At 54.3% G+C, this 13742-nt stretch carries 12 protein-coding genes; 6 read left to right on the top strand and 6 right to left on the bottom strand.

Features of this window, described 5'->3' with window-relative positions; translation table 11 throughout:
• Positions 1-44 precede the first annotated feature (44 nt).
• The 4 genes from CXF87_RS18590 to CXF87_RS18575 form a co-directional block, all read right to left on the bottom strand.
• Complete coding sequence (locus CXF87_RS18590) at positions 45-1508, bottom strand: NAD-dependent succinate-semialdehyde dehydrogenase (protein ID WP_101147723.1); 1464 nt, start codon at positions 1506-1508, stop codon at positions 45-47.
• A gap of 23 nt (positions 1509-1531) precedes the next feature.
• Positions 1532-3130 (bottom strand): sigma 54-interacting transcriptional regulator, encoded by a 1599-nt coding sequence (locus tag CXF87_RS18585; protein ID WP_101147722.1) that lies wholly within the window; start codon positions 3128-3130, stop codon positions 1532-1534.
• 94 nt (positions 3131-3224) lie between these two features.
• Positions 3225-4646: a hypothetical protein gene (locus tag CXF87_RS18580; protein ID WP_101147721.1), complete on the bottom strand. Its 1422-nt coding sequence runs from the start codon at positions 4644-4646 to the stop codon at positions 3225-3227.
• Positions 4647-4722: 76 nt separating this feature from the next.
• Complete coding sequence (locus CXF87_RS18575; protein WP_101147720.1) at positions 4723-5895, bottom strand: iron-containing alcohol dehydrogenase; 1173 nt, start codon at positions 5893-5895, stop codon at positions 4723-4725.
• Between the two features lie 406 nt (positions 5896-6301).
• On the opposite strand from CXF87_RS18575, the gene CXF87_RS18570 reads away from it, so the two are divergent.
• The 6 genes from CXF87_RS18570 (at position 6302) to CXF87_RS18545 (ending at position 12430) form a co-directional block, all read left to right on the top strand.
• On the top strand, positions 6302-7090 hold the full coding sequence (locus CXF87_RS18570; RefSeq protein WP_198556143.1) for an ABC transporter substrate-binding protein: 789 nt from the start codon (positions 6302-6304) through the stop codon (positions 7088-7090).
• Positions 7091-7210: 120 nt separating this feature from the next.
• Positions 7211-7876 (top strand): amino acid ABC transporter permease, encoded by a 666-nt coding sequence (locus CXF87_RS18565; RefSeq protein ID WP_101147719.1) that lies wholly within the window; start codon positions 7211-7213, stop codon positions 7874-7876.
• Positions 7873-8601 carry an amino acid ABC transporter ATP-binding protein gene (locus CXF87_RS18560; protein WP_101147718.1) on the top strand — a complete coding sequence of 243 codons (729 nt, stop codon included), beginning with the start codon at positions 7873-7875 and terminating at the stop codon, positions 8599-8601. The genes CXF87_RS18565 and CXF87_RS18560 overlap by 4 nt, the downstream gene beginning before the upstream one ends.
• Positions 8602-8686: 85 nt before the next feature.
• Positions 8687-9907: an NAD(P)/FAD-dependent oxidoreductase gene (locus CXF87_RS18555; protein WP_198556142.1), complete on the top strand. Its 1221-nt coding sequence runs from the start codon at positions 8687-8689 to the stop codon at positions 9905-9907.
• Positions 9908-10003: 96 nt separating this feature from the next.
• Positions 10004-10798 carry an IclR family transcriptional regulator gene (locus CXF87_RS18550; protein ID WP_101147716.1) on the top strand — a complete coding sequence of 265 codons (795 nt, stop codon included), beginning with the start codon at positions 10004-10006 and terminating at the stop codon, positions 10796-10798.
• A 249-nt stretch (positions 10799-11047) separates the two neighbouring features.
• Positions 11048-12430, top strand: a complete 1383-nt coding sequence (locus CXF87_RS18545; protein ID WP_101147715.1) for an NAD-dependent succinate-semialdehyde dehydrogenase — start codon at positions 11048-11050, stop codon at positions 12428-12430.
• Between the two features lie 81 nt (positions 12431-12511).
• Here CXF87_RS18545 and CXF87_RS18540 read toward each other — a convergent pair whose 3' ends face one another.
• Positions 12512-12997: a phosphatidylglycerophosphatase A family protein gene (locus CXF87_RS18540; protein ID WP_101147714.1), complete on the bottom strand. Its 486-nt coding sequence runs from the start codon at positions 12995-12997 to the stop codon at positions 12512-12514.
• On the bottom strand, positions 12997-13740 hold the full coding sequence (locus CXF87_RS18535; protein WP_101147713.1) for a tellurite resistance TerB family protein: 744 nt from the start codon (positions 13738-13740) through the stop codon (positions 12997-12999). Before CXF87_RS18535 ends, CXF87_RS18540 begins: the two co-directional genes overlap by 1 nt.
• Positions 13741-13742: the final 2 nt, after the last annotated feature.

The following is a 13742-nucleotide window of genomic DNA, read 5'->3' as shown; positions in this document are numbered from 1 at the left end:
TTCGTGGAAATCACGCAAAGCTAACCTAATCAGACTAAATTTTGCTACTCAGCCATTTGCTTAATACCCAAGCACAGATACTTCAGCTCGGTGTATTCATCGATGCCATAGCGTGACCCCTCACGACCGATACCCGACGATTTGACACCCCCAAAAGGCGCCGAAGCGGTCGAGATGAGCCCCGTATTAATGCCCACCATGCCATACTCCAACGCTTCCGATACGCGCCAGATCCGTGACACGCTTTCAGCATAGAAATACGCCGCCAACCCATACTCCGTATCATTGGCCTGACGAATAACCTCCGCTTCCGTCTCAAACCTGAACACCGGCGCCAGTGGCCCAAAGGTTTCCTCGCGAGCACATGCCATGTCAGCGGTTACGTCAGCCACGACCGTTGGCTCAAACCAGGTACCGCCTAAGGCGTGTCGCTTACCACCGGTGATTAAGCGACCACCTTTATCGAGTGCATCCTGCAAATGGGATTCAACTTTCTCTACCGCCTTTTCAGAGATGAGTGGCCCCACCTCTACGCCTTCATCGCTACCTTTACCGACACTCAGTTCACTGGTGCGCTGGGCCAAACGTTCAACAAATGCATCGTAAACACCGCTTTGCACATAAATACGATTAGCGCAGACACAGGTTTGCCCGGCATTACGGAACTTACTGTCCAGCGCCCCGGTGACAGCATCTTCAATATCGGCATCGTCAAACACAATAAAGGGCGCATTACCGCCAAGCTCAAGAGACACCTTTTTGACCGTTGGAGCACAGGCAGCCATTAAATGCGCGCCCACTGGGGTAGAACCGGTAAAGCTCAGTTTGCGCACAATCGGGCTATCTGTCAGCACGGGGCCAATCGTTTTGGCATCACCGGTAACAATATTAATCACCCCGGCAGGAATGCCCGCTTGCTCGGCTAACGCCGCTAGCGCAAGCGCCGTCAACGGGGTTTCCATAGCGGGCTTAACGATAATCGTACAACCCGCCGCCAAGGCAGGCGCCACCTTGCGGGTAATCATGGCCGCAGGGAAGTTCCACGGCGTAATCGCCGCACAAACGCCCACCGGCTCGCGGGTAACAATGATGCGTTTATCAGTCGCATGACCGGGAATAGTATCGCCGTATAAGCGCTTCGCCTCCTCAGCGAACCACTCGATAAAGCTGGCCGCATAGCCGATTTCACCGCGTGCCTCTTTTAACGGCTTTCCTTGCTCCAAGGTCATCAGCTCGCCTAGCGCCGCCTCATTTTCCATAATCAGTGCATGCCAGCGTTTTAAAAGCTGCGAACGTTCCGCTGCGGTTTTAGCACGCCAAGCAGGCAATGCGGCGTTAGCAGCTTCAATAGCCTGACTGACTTGCTCCGCACTCAAGCTAGGGACATGGCCAAGCGTCTCACCGCTAGCAGGGTCGGTGACCGCGACACTACTGCCATCCGTTGCGGCCACCCACTGGCCGTTGATGTACGCGTTTTGTTTAAAAAACGTTTGCTTGGAGATAGACATTATTTTTCCTTTCAAAGTGAAGGTTAGATAAGTTCTTGACGCCAACGTCGCTGTTTTTTGACCAGCGTAGATTGATCGATGCCCAATGCAGCGGCTGCCGCTCGGGTCGTGCCATGGCGAGTAAGCGCCTGTTGAATGACTTGCTGTTCAAACTGCATTACCTGCTGGCGAAGATCACCACTCACGGGCGGTTGGCTAAACAGAGTGCTTGGGAATATCTCGTTCGGCAGTGCCGTTGCGGTTATCTCATCGTCTAAAACCGTGACGGATAAACGTTCGGTTAAGTTGATCAGCTCACGAATATTGCCAGGCCACGAATAGCTAGAAAGCAACTCCAACGCCTCGGGGTTCCAACCCCTTTCTACCCCATGCAACTGATTAAAATGGTCTAGGTAATAGTTCAGCAATGGAATCACCTCATCGCGCCGTTGCCGCAAAGGGGGCAGCCATAGCGGCACCACGCTAATGCGATAAAACAGATCCTCGCGAAAAAGCCCTTGCTTGACTCGTTCATTCAAATCCTGGTGAGTAGCGGTAATCAGACGTACGTTGGCATGACGAAAAGCTGTCCCACCTACCGGCAAGTAGCGATTCTCTTCCACCACTTTGAGTAGTTTTACCTGCAGTGCGAGAGGTAAATCGCCAATTTCATCCAGAAAAAGCGTACCGCCATGAGCCACATCCAATAGCCCCTGTTTGCCTCTAGGGGACGCCCCGGTAAATGCGCCTGCGGTGTAACCAAACAGCTCCGCTTCCAGCAACCCTTCAGGAAATGCCGTACAGTTAAGCTCCATAAAAGGTCCATCCGCACGGTCGCTTTGCTGATGTATATAGCGGGCCAATAGCGTTTTACCGGTGCCTGTTTCACCTTGAATCAGAATCTTCGCCGTTGTTTTCGCGACTCGACTGGCAAGCGCAAAGCAGGGCTCCGTTTGTTGGCTGGTGATCACCCCCGGCGCGCTTAGCGCCATAACCTCGGGCACTTTATATGCCTCGCGGATGCGCTGAATTTGCTCTAGCTGCTCTTGGGCATGTTTCGCCAGTAGCAACTCAGTGATATCCCGAACACTGGTAACCACATAAGCAATCGAGCCATCGGCACTGAACATAGGCGTTCCAGTGACTACGATCTTGCGGCTGTTATGGATAGTCTGCGCCAGCGTAATCGGGCGGCGTTCACGGATGACTTCCAACGACGCGGATTTGGAAATAAACCCTGCCTTCACCAAATCCGCCATATGAAAGCCCACTACCTCAGCGCGCGAAATGCCGGTGATACGTTCATAGGCTTTATTGATCGTTACCGTAATACCGTTGGCATCGGTGATATAAACCCCGTCATGCAAAGCATCCAACAGTGAACGCATCGGCTCTTGGTCAAAACCAAACGCATCTACGCTTTCAGCTTCCACCGGCGGTTTAATACCGGTGACACGGTAGCGAATACACTCGCCCACCAACTGGCCCAACGTCGCATCACACTGCGCCTTTTCGATATCGGTACGGGTCAACACCCCAATGACCTGACCTTGGGTATCAAAGACTTCCACCGCATCAGTGCCGTGTAAATCAAATAACGGCAGTGCGGTTTCCAGTGAAAGCCCCTCTTCGATCCGTTGCATAACAGTTCCTCTCACAGGCCAGGTCCACCGCCTAAGCGGTGAACACTGGTTTTCCAACCTTTTGGCGATTAAACCACTATAAAGGCAGAGACTGTTATTTGCGCAATGGCACTTCCGGCTCAGGATCCTCAACGGGCTGGGATGCCTCATCCCAATCCTTAACGAAAGTTTTATCCACCTCACCGGAGAAGAAGCGCTTACCGTAAATTAACGCGCAAAGCAAAATGCCCACCCCAAAGGCCCAGGTAGCGCCCTTTATCACCAGCATGGCCGCGATAATGCCCGCGATACCCAAGTCCCGTTGGCTGCGCGCTTCCATAATGCCGATGCGCACACTGACATAGCCTTGAATCAACAGCGTCAGCGCCAGCGCAATTCCTAGAATAGGCTCCACCAGGCTCACGATCGGCAGCAACAACAGCCCCGTATTCGTCCCCCAGCGAAATGAACCAGAACCACCGAAGATAGAGTTCATCGCCGCTTTGCCCTGCTTGTAACGCTCAACCGTTACCACATGCATCGCTGCCCAGAGCGGACCACACATCACCACATCAGGGCCAAAAATACTCATCCCAAAGTTACGCCCACCAAAAATCATATGAGCGCGGTTAGGGTTATAGTCGATTTTTTCATCCTGGCGCTTCTCATCAGCTTCTTCCAAAAGTGCCTTGCTTTGAAGCACATCGCCAAATAGCACAATGTAGGCCGCAATAACGGTCGGAATGGCCGTTAAAAACATCATCAACGGAGGTAAACCAACGCCAAATACCGTGTATTCACTGAACATCAGCGCGAAATCAGGCTGACTAAAGCCCCACTCAACGTCTGGCCAGGGCGCTTCACCAAACAGTGGAGCCACCACAATCGCCAGCACGATAATCGGGAAAATACCCAGTTTACCCACGGCACCCCACAGGCCGCCCTGCGCTTTCAGCTTGTTGAAATGGCGAGAGAAAATCAGATAAAACGCGACACCTACGGCAATCGCAATGGTAAAGGGGTACTGCTCAAAACGACCGCCTTCATCAAACACCACCACTATGGCGGCTAAGCCCGCGCCCATAATGACCCCCGCTTTAATGGCGGAAGGAATGAGCCGCACCACTTTACTGGCCATACCCGTTACCCCCAGGCCCAGTGCCAGTACCCCCAACATCATCTGAAAGGCAATCAGCGCATGCACCCTGTCTACCCCCTCGGGAAAGGTCGACACATAAGCCATCAACAGCGGAATAGCAGGTGTGATCCACCCTGGAATGACAGGGTCACCCAACAGGTGATGCAGCAAATAAAGCAAGCCATTTAAAATGACGATGGCCAACGCCGCTTCAAACGGCATGCCCAGTAGCTGCATCATCAATGGGATCGCGGCAAGATCCACCGCGCACATCAAAAGCCCTTGCAGGTAATCGGGCAGTTCAAAACGATAATGGTAAAACGGCAGGCGTAGCTTAAACGGCCCTAATGGTGTGTACGGGCTTTCTTCACCGTCAACGCGTTGCTTCCAAGCGCTCATGGCATGGACTCCTGTTTAAAGTTGTTAGTATTTTTAATAAACGTTTTGTCGTTATAGCGTTTTAATTAGCGACGAATTAATAAGCGGCGTGGTAAATCGCCTCAACATCCGCAAGCGTTAATACCCGCGGGTTATTACGCAGCAAACGTTCCACCTTAATGGCCTCGGCGGCCAACTCAGGAATGGCGGATTCAGGAATATCAAACGAGCGTAAACCGGAAGGAATCTCCACATCAGCACACAGCTTATGCATGCGCTGGATAACCGCTTGGGCGACAGCATCATCCGAAAGCCCAGCCACGGGTTCATCAAAGGCCACCGCAATGCCCCGAAAGCGCTCGACGCAGGCCAGCTTGTTCCACTCCATTACGAAGGGCAGTAACAGCGCATTCGTCACCCCATGGGCCAAGTGGTAGCGCCCACCTAACGGATACGCCAATGCATGGACTGCGCCCACGCCAGCATTACCAAAGGCAAGGCCTGCCAGCAGGCTACCGGTGGCCATATCTTCACGGGCCTGGAGATTGTTGGGATTGGCAAACGCCTTGGGGAGCGAATGCACAATGAGGTTCATTGCCTTAACCGCCAGTGCATCGGTAATCGGCGTGGCAAAGTTAGATAGATACGCCTCCACTGCATGGACTAACGCATCCACCCCGCTGGCCGCTGTCACAGAACGTGGGCAACTCAACGTAAGCTCAGGGGCGACAATCGCGACATCCGGTAATAAGCAGTCACTGACGATGCCCTTTTTCATCTGTTGGGCTTTATCCGACAGAATCGCGATATTGGTCACTTCAGAACCGGTGCCCGCCGTGGTGGGCATGGCGATCAAAGGTATTGTGCGTTGGTCAACCTTGTTCTCGCCAAACAACGCCTCCAGCGGACCTTCGTAGTGCGCATATACCGCTACACACTTAGCGATGTCCATGGCACTCCCGCCGCCTACAGCGATGACGCTGTCGTGCTTGCCAGCATTGAAAGCACGGGTGCACATTTCGACTATTTCTACTTCCGGCTCGGGCGTTACCTGATCAAACACCTCATAGGTCACCTTTAGTGCCGTGAGCTGCTCAGTAATCATATCCAGCGTGCCTGAAGCCACCACACCACTATCGGTAACGATTAAGGGGCGCTGCATACCCAACGATTGAACATAAGGCTGCAACTGCTGAGCGGCCCCATGGCCGGTAATCAGCTTCCCGGCGCTTTTAAAGCTACTCACTTGATTAAAGCTAGTTAACTGCATATGGCGCTTCCTATTAGCTTTTATTGGTGGTTTTACCAGCTCAATTATCAAACCGAGAATAACGCTGGCTATTTTTTACTTAGCAAACGCCATGCCAACCAAAAAAAACAAACAACCAACTGATTTAATTGATAAAAAAATTAAAGATAAAATCATGCAGGTATATGGGATGCAAAAAATCATCGAATAGCGACATTTTGATGACTTAATTCATCAACGTAACCACATATTGGCCCGAGCAAGGTAACTACGCCCTTCAAACAAACATGTCAGATATTTTTATCGCTATGCGATAAATAATAACTCTTGCCGATAAATAAAACTCACCTAGGCTCTGAAATGACGTTACCGAATAGCTTTTAACAAGGCGTAAATAACAATCCCCAACACTCTCAATGGTGACCCAATGAAACGCACATCCAACAGCCAACCTCTTCTTCACTTTAAAAAAGCGATGCTGTTACCGGCGGTACTGGGCGCAGCCTTATCGCTTGGTGCTACTACGGCAAACGCACAGGAAGTGCTAAAAGCAGGCGGAACGCCAAGCGGGATTCCGTTTACGTTCCTGGACGTGCAAACCAATGAGATCACCGGCGCGATGGTCGATCTGGTCAATGCACTGGGCGAAGATATGGGCTATGAGGTCACTATTCAGGAGTCTCAGTTCAACGCCTTGATACCCTCGCTGACCGCTGGGCATATCGACATAATTTCCGCCGCAATGCTGAAGACCGAAGAGCGCGCCAAACAGGTCGCGTTCAGCGATGATGTCTACCCCTATGGCGAAGGGGTCGTTACCCGTCAGGACTACGATGGCGAGATCAACACACTGGAAGACCTCTCAGGCGAAGTGACTGGCGCCCAGGTCGGTACCACCTACGTCGAACAGCTCAACAACATGGGCATTTTTCCAGAGATCCGCAATTACGACTCTTGGGCAGACATGATGCGTGACATCTCGTTAGGCCGCATCGTGGCGGGTGTCGGTGATGCCCCCATCATGAGCTACCACCTCAGCCAAGACCGCTTTCCAGAACTCCAGCTAGCAGACAACTACGAGCAGGAAATGGTTGGCCATATCGGCTTTGCGGTTGACCAGGAAAACACCGAACTGCTGGAACAAGTGAACACCTCGCTTGCTCACCTGAAAGAGAATGGCACTCTCGATGCCATCTTCGAAGAGTGGGGCTTGTAAACCACACCCAGGTAACCCACCGGCAGCGTTAACGAAACAGCCTGCTAATGATCACCCCAGCACTGCTTCACTGCCTCTTCGGGGGTAGTTGAAGAAGTGCATGCAAAATAAAGGCTTCCCATGGAGTTTTCGGACATCACCGCCTTTCTACCCATTCTATTAAAAGGTGCTCTGATTACGGTGCAGATCACCATTGGCGCCCTACTGCTAAGCACCCTGCTCGGCCTGCTCTTAGCCCTGATGAAGCTCTCGCCCGTGCGGGCGCTGTCGCTCACTGCAGGCACCTTCATCAATGTGGTGCGCGGCCTACCGATTATCGTTCAACTGTTTTATATCTACTTCGTACTCCCCGAACTCGGCATACAACTTAGCGCCTTCCAGGCAAGTATTATCGGGCTTGGCGTCGCCTATAGCGCCTACCAGGCGGAAAACTTCCGCGCCGGTATCGAAGCGATTGAAGCAGGGCAAATTGAAGCCGCCAGATCCATCGGCATGAAAAGCAAGCTCATCATGCGCCGCGTCGTACTGCCCCAGGCGATACGCATTGCGCTGCCACCCTATGGCAATACGGCCGTCATGATTCTGAAAGACTCATCGCTAGCCTCCACCATCACTGTCGCCGAAATGACCCGGGCCGGGCAGTTAATTGCCGCCTCCACCTTTCAGAACACCACGGTCTACACTCTGGTCGCCCTGCTCTACCTCTGCCTTAGCCTACCGCTGATTTTTGGGGTTAACCGCCTAGAGCGCTATTTCGGAAAGTCGGCGAAAGGAGGTAAAGCATGATCAACATCAACGCTATTCACAAATCCTTCGGCGATGTAGAAGTGCTCAAAGGGGTCAGTCTAACCGTCGCCAAGGGGGAAGTGGTGTGTCTGATTGGCCCCTCGGGCTCTGGCAAATCGACGGTGCTTCGCTGTATCAACGGGCTGGAGTCCTATGACCAAGGCAGCATTACGATCAACGACCGTCAGGTTGATGTGGCCAGCAAGGATATAAACGACCTGCGCACCCAAGTCGGCATGGTTTTCCAGCGCTTCAACCTGTTCCCCCACCGCACGGTGGTCGAAAACGTGATGGAAGGGCCGATCTTCGTCAAAAACGAACCCCGTGAAACCGCCCACGCCAACGCCATCGCGCTGTTGGAGAAAGTCGGGCTGGGTGACAAAGTCGAAGCCTACCCGCAGCAGCTATCCGGCGGCCAACAGCAGCGTGTCGCCATTGCCCGCGCCCTGGCCATGCAACCGGAAGCCATTCTGTTCGATGAACCCACCTCCGCCCTCGACCCCGAACTGGTGGGCGATGTGTTAACCGTCATGCGCGACCTGGCCAATGAAGGCATGACCATGGTGGTCGTCACCCATGAAATGGGCTTTGCCAAGGAAGTCGCCGACCGCGTCTGCTTTTTGTATGGCGGACAGATTGTCGAATCCGGCGATGCCCACACGCTGCTTACCCAGCCTACCCACGAGCGCACCCAGGATTTCCTGCGTCGTGTGCTAAACCATTAACGGAGACCAAGGATGGCAAACTCATCTCATATGCCCCCCCTCCCTGTGGGCTGACACAGCCTCCGCGGGCAGAGACTACCCAGCGTTGCAGGGCGCTCAGCGCAGCGATGTGGTGATCATCGGCGGCGGTTTTACCGGCCTTTCCGCCGCCCTGGCCCTCGCCAAGCGCGGCATCAGCACAGTGTTACTGGAAGCCGAAAGCATCGGCTGGGGCGCCTCCGGCCGTAACGGCGGCCAAGTCATCCCCGGCCTCAAATACGACCCGGATGAACTGATCACACGCTATGGCGAAGAACGCGGAGAACGCATGATCGCGCTCTCAGCCCACAATGCCGATGTGGTGTTTGACCTGATAAAGCAGCACAACATTGACTGCGACGCCCAACAGCGCGGCTGGATTCAACCCGCCGTTACCCACGCCAGCCTGAAAGCGATTGAATCCCGCGCCCGCCAATGGCAATCACGCGGCGTAGAGATCGCCTGGTTAAACCAGCAGCAGTGCGCGGAGCGTCTCGGCACCTCAGAGTATCTTGGCGGCTGGGTAGACCCCAGGGCCGGCGGGCTAAATCCGCTCGCCTACGCCCGCGGGCTGGCACAGGCAGCGCATGAACATGGAGCAAGGCTGCATGAACACACCCGCGTCACCTCGCTGACCCGCACCGAAGGGCGCTGGCGCGTCACGGCGGAAGGCGGTGCGGAAATTCAGGCAGAACGGGTTCTACTCTGCACCAACGGCTACAGCGACGCCCTGCAACCCAAGCTTGCCAGCAGCCTGATCGCCGCCAACAGTTATCAGATCGCCACCCGCCCCCTCACGGCAGAGGAAGGCAGCCAAATATTGCCCGGAGGCGAAGTGGCGTCGGATGCCCGCAAGCTGCTGCTCTATTTTCGCCGCGACCGAGACGGCCGCCTGCTGATGGGCGGTCGAGGCTCCTTCAACGACCCGCGTAAGCCCAACGACTTTCGGCACCTCGAAAACGCCATTATCAAACTCTACCCACAGCTAAAGGACGTAGAGATCGCCTTTCGCTGGGCAGGCCGTATCGCCATCACCCAGGATTCGCTTCCACATGTACACGAACCCCAGCCAGGGCTCACCGTGGCGCTGGGCTATAACGGCCGAGGTGTTGCCATGGGTAGCCATCTGGGTAAATTACTGGGAGAACACCTCGGTGAACATTCGCTGGAGGAAGCCCTACCTTTTCCCATAACCCCCATCAAGCCGATTCCCCTGCACGGCCTACAAAGGCTGTATGTTGAAACGGTGGTCAATTACTATCGGGCCAGAGACTGGCTGGAGCGCTAAACCGCCCAGACGCTTCCACACCAACACACAAGATGTTGATACGCTCCCCTTGCGGCCTCGCCCCCAAGGGGAACACGTAAGGAACCCTATAAAAGCATGAAGCACGCCAACGCCAACGAACCACGCTCGCCGCAGTTCAATCAATCCCTTGCGAAAGCGTTTGACCTGCTTGAGCTGTTTGACGCCCAGCACAGCGAGCTCAGCCTCTCAGAAATTGCCAAGTTTTCAGGGTTGAGCATGGGCTCGGTGCAGCGCATCACCCACACGCTCGAACAGCTCGGCTACCTGGTCAAAGCCCCCTCCAGCCGCAAATACCGGCTCGGCATCCGCCTGATGACCCTCTCCGCCAACTATTTGGAAGCCGATTTACTGGTCGATTGCGCCAACCCCTACCTCTCGGAACTGAGCAACAGCTGCCTGGAAACCGTGTCGCTCACCGAACCCTGCGGGCTCGATATGATCTACATGGCCCGTTTTACCAGCCGCCACTACATTCCCATTCATATGCCGGTGGGCAGCAGCGTGCCAATGTACTGCTCCGCCTCCGGAAGAGCATACTTATCGGCGATGGACGACACCCGCGTTCACGACTATTTAACCGCCTGTGAGCTAAAGGCCCATACGCCCAATACGATTACCGATATCGACACCCTTAGCGAGCTGATCCGTGAATGCCGCTCACGCGGGGTCGCCTGGAACGACGCCGAATACTTTCTCGGCGATATCAATATTGCCGCGCCGATACGCAACGCTGCGGGTACTCCCGTCGCTGCCGTGCACATCACCACCCCTAGCAGCCGGTGGACCCTCGACCGCGCCCTGGAACAGCTCGCGCCCTCGTTAATGGAGTGTGCCCGCGCCATTACCAAAGCGGCCCGCATGCGTAGCTAAAACTATTGATTACGCCGAATATTTTTAAAATCACCATTACACCTCGGAGAAACAAAATAGACTTATAAAAATTCAATGAGCAATAAAAGGAACTGATTGACTAAATCAATGCCCGACACTGAGTACCTCTATTATGCAGAGGCGCTCAGTTTGTACTAGAGTGGTCCTGTATTAGAAATAGACCGGTCGATTAAGCGTCCAGGAGCTGGACGTCATGACCAACACATTGATCTATAGATAGGAGATCTTATGAGCAACAGCATCACGACGATTAACCCGACTAACGGTGAAGCACTCGATACTTACGCACTCATGAGCAGTGTTGAAGCCAAGCAAGTAGTCGATGCCTGCTACGATGCTTTTCTCGATTGGCGCCTGGAGTCACTCGAAAGCCGCGCCAAAACGGTGAAGGCGATTGGCCAAGCGATGCAAGCGCACAAAGAAGAGCTTGCTGACCTGATGGTCAAAGAGATGGGCAAACTACCTGAACAAGCGCGTCAGGAAGTCGATCTGTGTACCGCTATTTGTGACTACACCGCGGAACACGGTCCTAAGAAGCTAGCCGATGAAGAGCGTCAGCCGGGCAATGGCGAGCGTGGCTTTGTGACCTATTCACCCATGGGCGTCATTTACGGCATTCAGCCCTGGAACTTCCCCGCTTATCAAGTAGTTCGCTACTCTATTGCCAATATTATGGCGGGTAACGGCGTCCTGTTGAAGCACGCAGAAAACGTGACGGGTAGCGGACTGCTGTTGGAAAAGATCTATCGTGAAGCGGGACTTCCCGAGAACGTTTTCCGCACGCTCGTGATCTCTCATGACACTTCCGACGAAGTCATCGCTCACTCTGCAGTGCGCGGTGTTACGCTCACAGGCAGCGACGGCGCGGGTCGTAAAGTGGCCGTTAAAGCCGCTGAGCACCTCAAAAAGACCGTGCTTGAGCTGGGATCTAACGATGCTTATCTGGTGCTTGATGATGCCGACATGGATGTAGCGATCGACACCTGCGTTCAGGGGCGTGTCTACAACGGCGGCCAAACCTGTGTAGCTGCCAAGCGTTTTGTAGTGACTGAAAAGAACTATGAAGCGTTTAAAGAGCGCTATGTAGCTCGCATGCAGTCGCTAAAGGCCGGTGACCCGACCCAAGAAGGTAGCGACCTTGGCCCCATGGCCCGCGTTGACCTGCGCGATGGTCTTCACGACCAAGTGGAAGAGAGCGTTCGCAAAGGCGCGAAGATTCTCTGCGGTGGTGAAAAGCCATCCGGTAAAGGCGCGTTTTACCCGGTCACCGTGCTGGATAACGTGACCCCTGGTCAGCCAGCATACGACGACGAACTGTTTGGACCGGTTGCAGCGCTGATTCGCGCCAAAGATGATGAAGATGCGATGCGTATCGCCAACGACAGCCGTTACGGCCTGGGTGGCGGCATCATCTCTAAAGACGTTAAGCGCGCGACAGAGCTTGCCAGCAAGTACTTCGATACTGGCATGGTGTTTATCAACGGCTTTGGTGTCGCCACACCGGAAATGCCCTTCGGCGGGGTGAAAAACTCCGGCTATGGGCGTGAACACGGCGGCTTTGGCATGCTTGAGTTCGTTAATGCTAAGTCGGTGATTGTCGTTCAAGAGTAATGCGCTAATTCGTTAGCCTATAAGCAGTAAAAAAATAGCGCCGCAAACCTTGTTTTCCCAGGCTTGCGGCGCTTTTACTGGTTAATCGACGCTTTGTTGAGAGAGACGGCGCTGCCAAATTTTTAGCCCTATCGCCATCACTACCCACGTCACCAAGGCAGCCACCACATCGTCCATCACAATACCAAAACCGCCATGCAACTGCTCAGTAAGGTGAATCGGTGGCGGCTTTAACGCATCAAAGAAGCGGTAAACACCAAACCCGAGCGCCATTACCACGGGATGCCGCGCTGCCGCTAACCCAAACACCGCGAGCGGAAAGGCGACATACTCGTCGGCGACAATACTGCCATGATCCAACCCATCATAATGCCAGGCGGCAACGTGGCAAACCGGCACTGCCAGCACCAACAGAACCGCCATAACGATCCCTTGCTGGCCCAATGGGCGGCTCAATAACCACCACGCCAAGGGAATCCCCAACAGAGAGCCAAACGTACCGGGTGCAATCGGCGCTAGCCCTAGTCCAAAGCCCGTCGCTAACCAAAAATTAAACGTATCCAGCATTAACCCGCCTGCTCGGCTTGGCGCTCAAGTTCAGTTGTCATTTCTTTAGGTAAATTAAGCGCGCTAGCCAACTGATCCAGCCAGGCACGTTCCATAGGATTTTGGTCATCGGTCACGGCCACACTGATCAGGTACATCTCGCGTGCTGCCTGGGGAGAGTCCGCTTCACGTGCCAGGGCCTGAGCATCCAGCGGTGCTTTTAGCTGCCGCTCTACCCAGTTGTGCATCTCTTGATCGGCACCTAAGGCATCGATCTGTTCGGTGATCAACGCCTGTTCCTGCTCATCGATGTGACCGTCGGCGCGTGCCGCCATAATCATAGCCTGCAGTAGCTCCAGGCTGCGGCGCTCTTGGATCTCACCGCTGAGCACTTCAACCCGTTCGCCCTCTGACGCATTTTGGGTAGTATTCTGCTGGCCACTGTCAGTTTTTGCCGCCTGAGAGCTTTGCCAAGCTTTCCACGCCAGCATGCCTACCCCGGCAATGGCGCCATATTTAAGCGCTTTGCCACCCATGCTGCGGCCGCGCTTAGAGCCTACTAACATGCCCATGGCGCCGCCACCGAGCAGGCTTTTAACATCGAAGCCGCTAGAAGAGCCGCTTCCTTGGCCACTGCTACCGCCGCCTAATTGCTTAGAAAGCCCACTCAGCATGCCTTTAACATCGACACCGCTGCTACTGCCGCCCTTCTGGCTGCCGCCGGCTTGCTGCATCAGCTGCTGTAAAATCTTGCTTGCGTTCATCC

Source organism: Halomonas sp. MES3-P3E, from assembly GCF_002836035.1.
GTDB lineage: Bacteria > Pseudomonadota > Gammaproteobacteria > Pseudomonadales > Halomonadaceae > Vreelandella > Vreelandella arctica.
The sequence above is the reverse complement of the archived record's forward strand: the minus strand, read 5'-3'. Positions and strand labels throughout refer to the sequence as shown.

Coding starts and splice junctions, on each gene's coding strand:
- CXF87_RS18560 (WP_101147718.1), top strand. CDS start 7,873: ATGATCAACATCAACGCTATTCACAAATCCTTCGGCGATGTAGAAGTG.
- CXF87_RS18585 (WP_101147722.1), bottom strand. CDS start 3,130: ATGCAACGGATCGAAGAGGGGCTTTCACTGGAAACCGCACTGCCGTTA.
- CXF87_RS18550 (WP_101147716.1), top strand. CDS start 10,004: ATGAAGCACGCCAACGCCAACGAACCACGCTCGCCGCAGTTCAATCAA.
- CXF87_RS18590 (WP_101147723.1), bottom strand. CDS start 1,508: ATGTCTATCTCCAAGCAAACGTTTTTTAAACAAAACGCGTACATCAAC.
- CXF87_RS18580 (WP_101147721.1), bottom strand. CDS start 4,646: ATGAGCGCTTGGAAGCAACGCGTTGACGGTGAAGAAAGCCCGTACACA.
- CXF87_RS18540 (WP_101147714.1), bottom strand. CDS start 12,997: ATGCTGGATACGTTTAATTTTTGGTTAGCGACGGGCTTTGGACTAGGG.
- CXF87_RS18570 (WP_198556143.1), top strand. CDS start 6,302: ATGAAACGCACATCCAACAGCCAACCTCTTCTTCACTTTAAAAAAGCG.
- CXF87_RS18565 (WP_101147719.1), top strand. CDS start 7,211: ATGGAGTTTTCGGACATCACCGCCTTTCTACCCATTCTATTAAAAGGT.
- CXF87_RS18545 (WP_101147715.1), top strand. CDS start 11,048: ATGAGCAACAGCATCACGACGATTAACCCGACTAACGGTGAAGCACTC.
- CXF87_RS18535 (WP_101147713.1), bottom strand. CDS start 13,740: ATGAACGCAAGCAAGATTTTACAGCAGCTGATGCAGCAAGCCGGCGGC.
- CXF87_RS18575 (WP_101147720.1), bottom strand. CDS start 5,895: ATGCAGTTAACTAGCTTTAATCAAGTGAGTAGCTTTAAAAGCGCCGGG.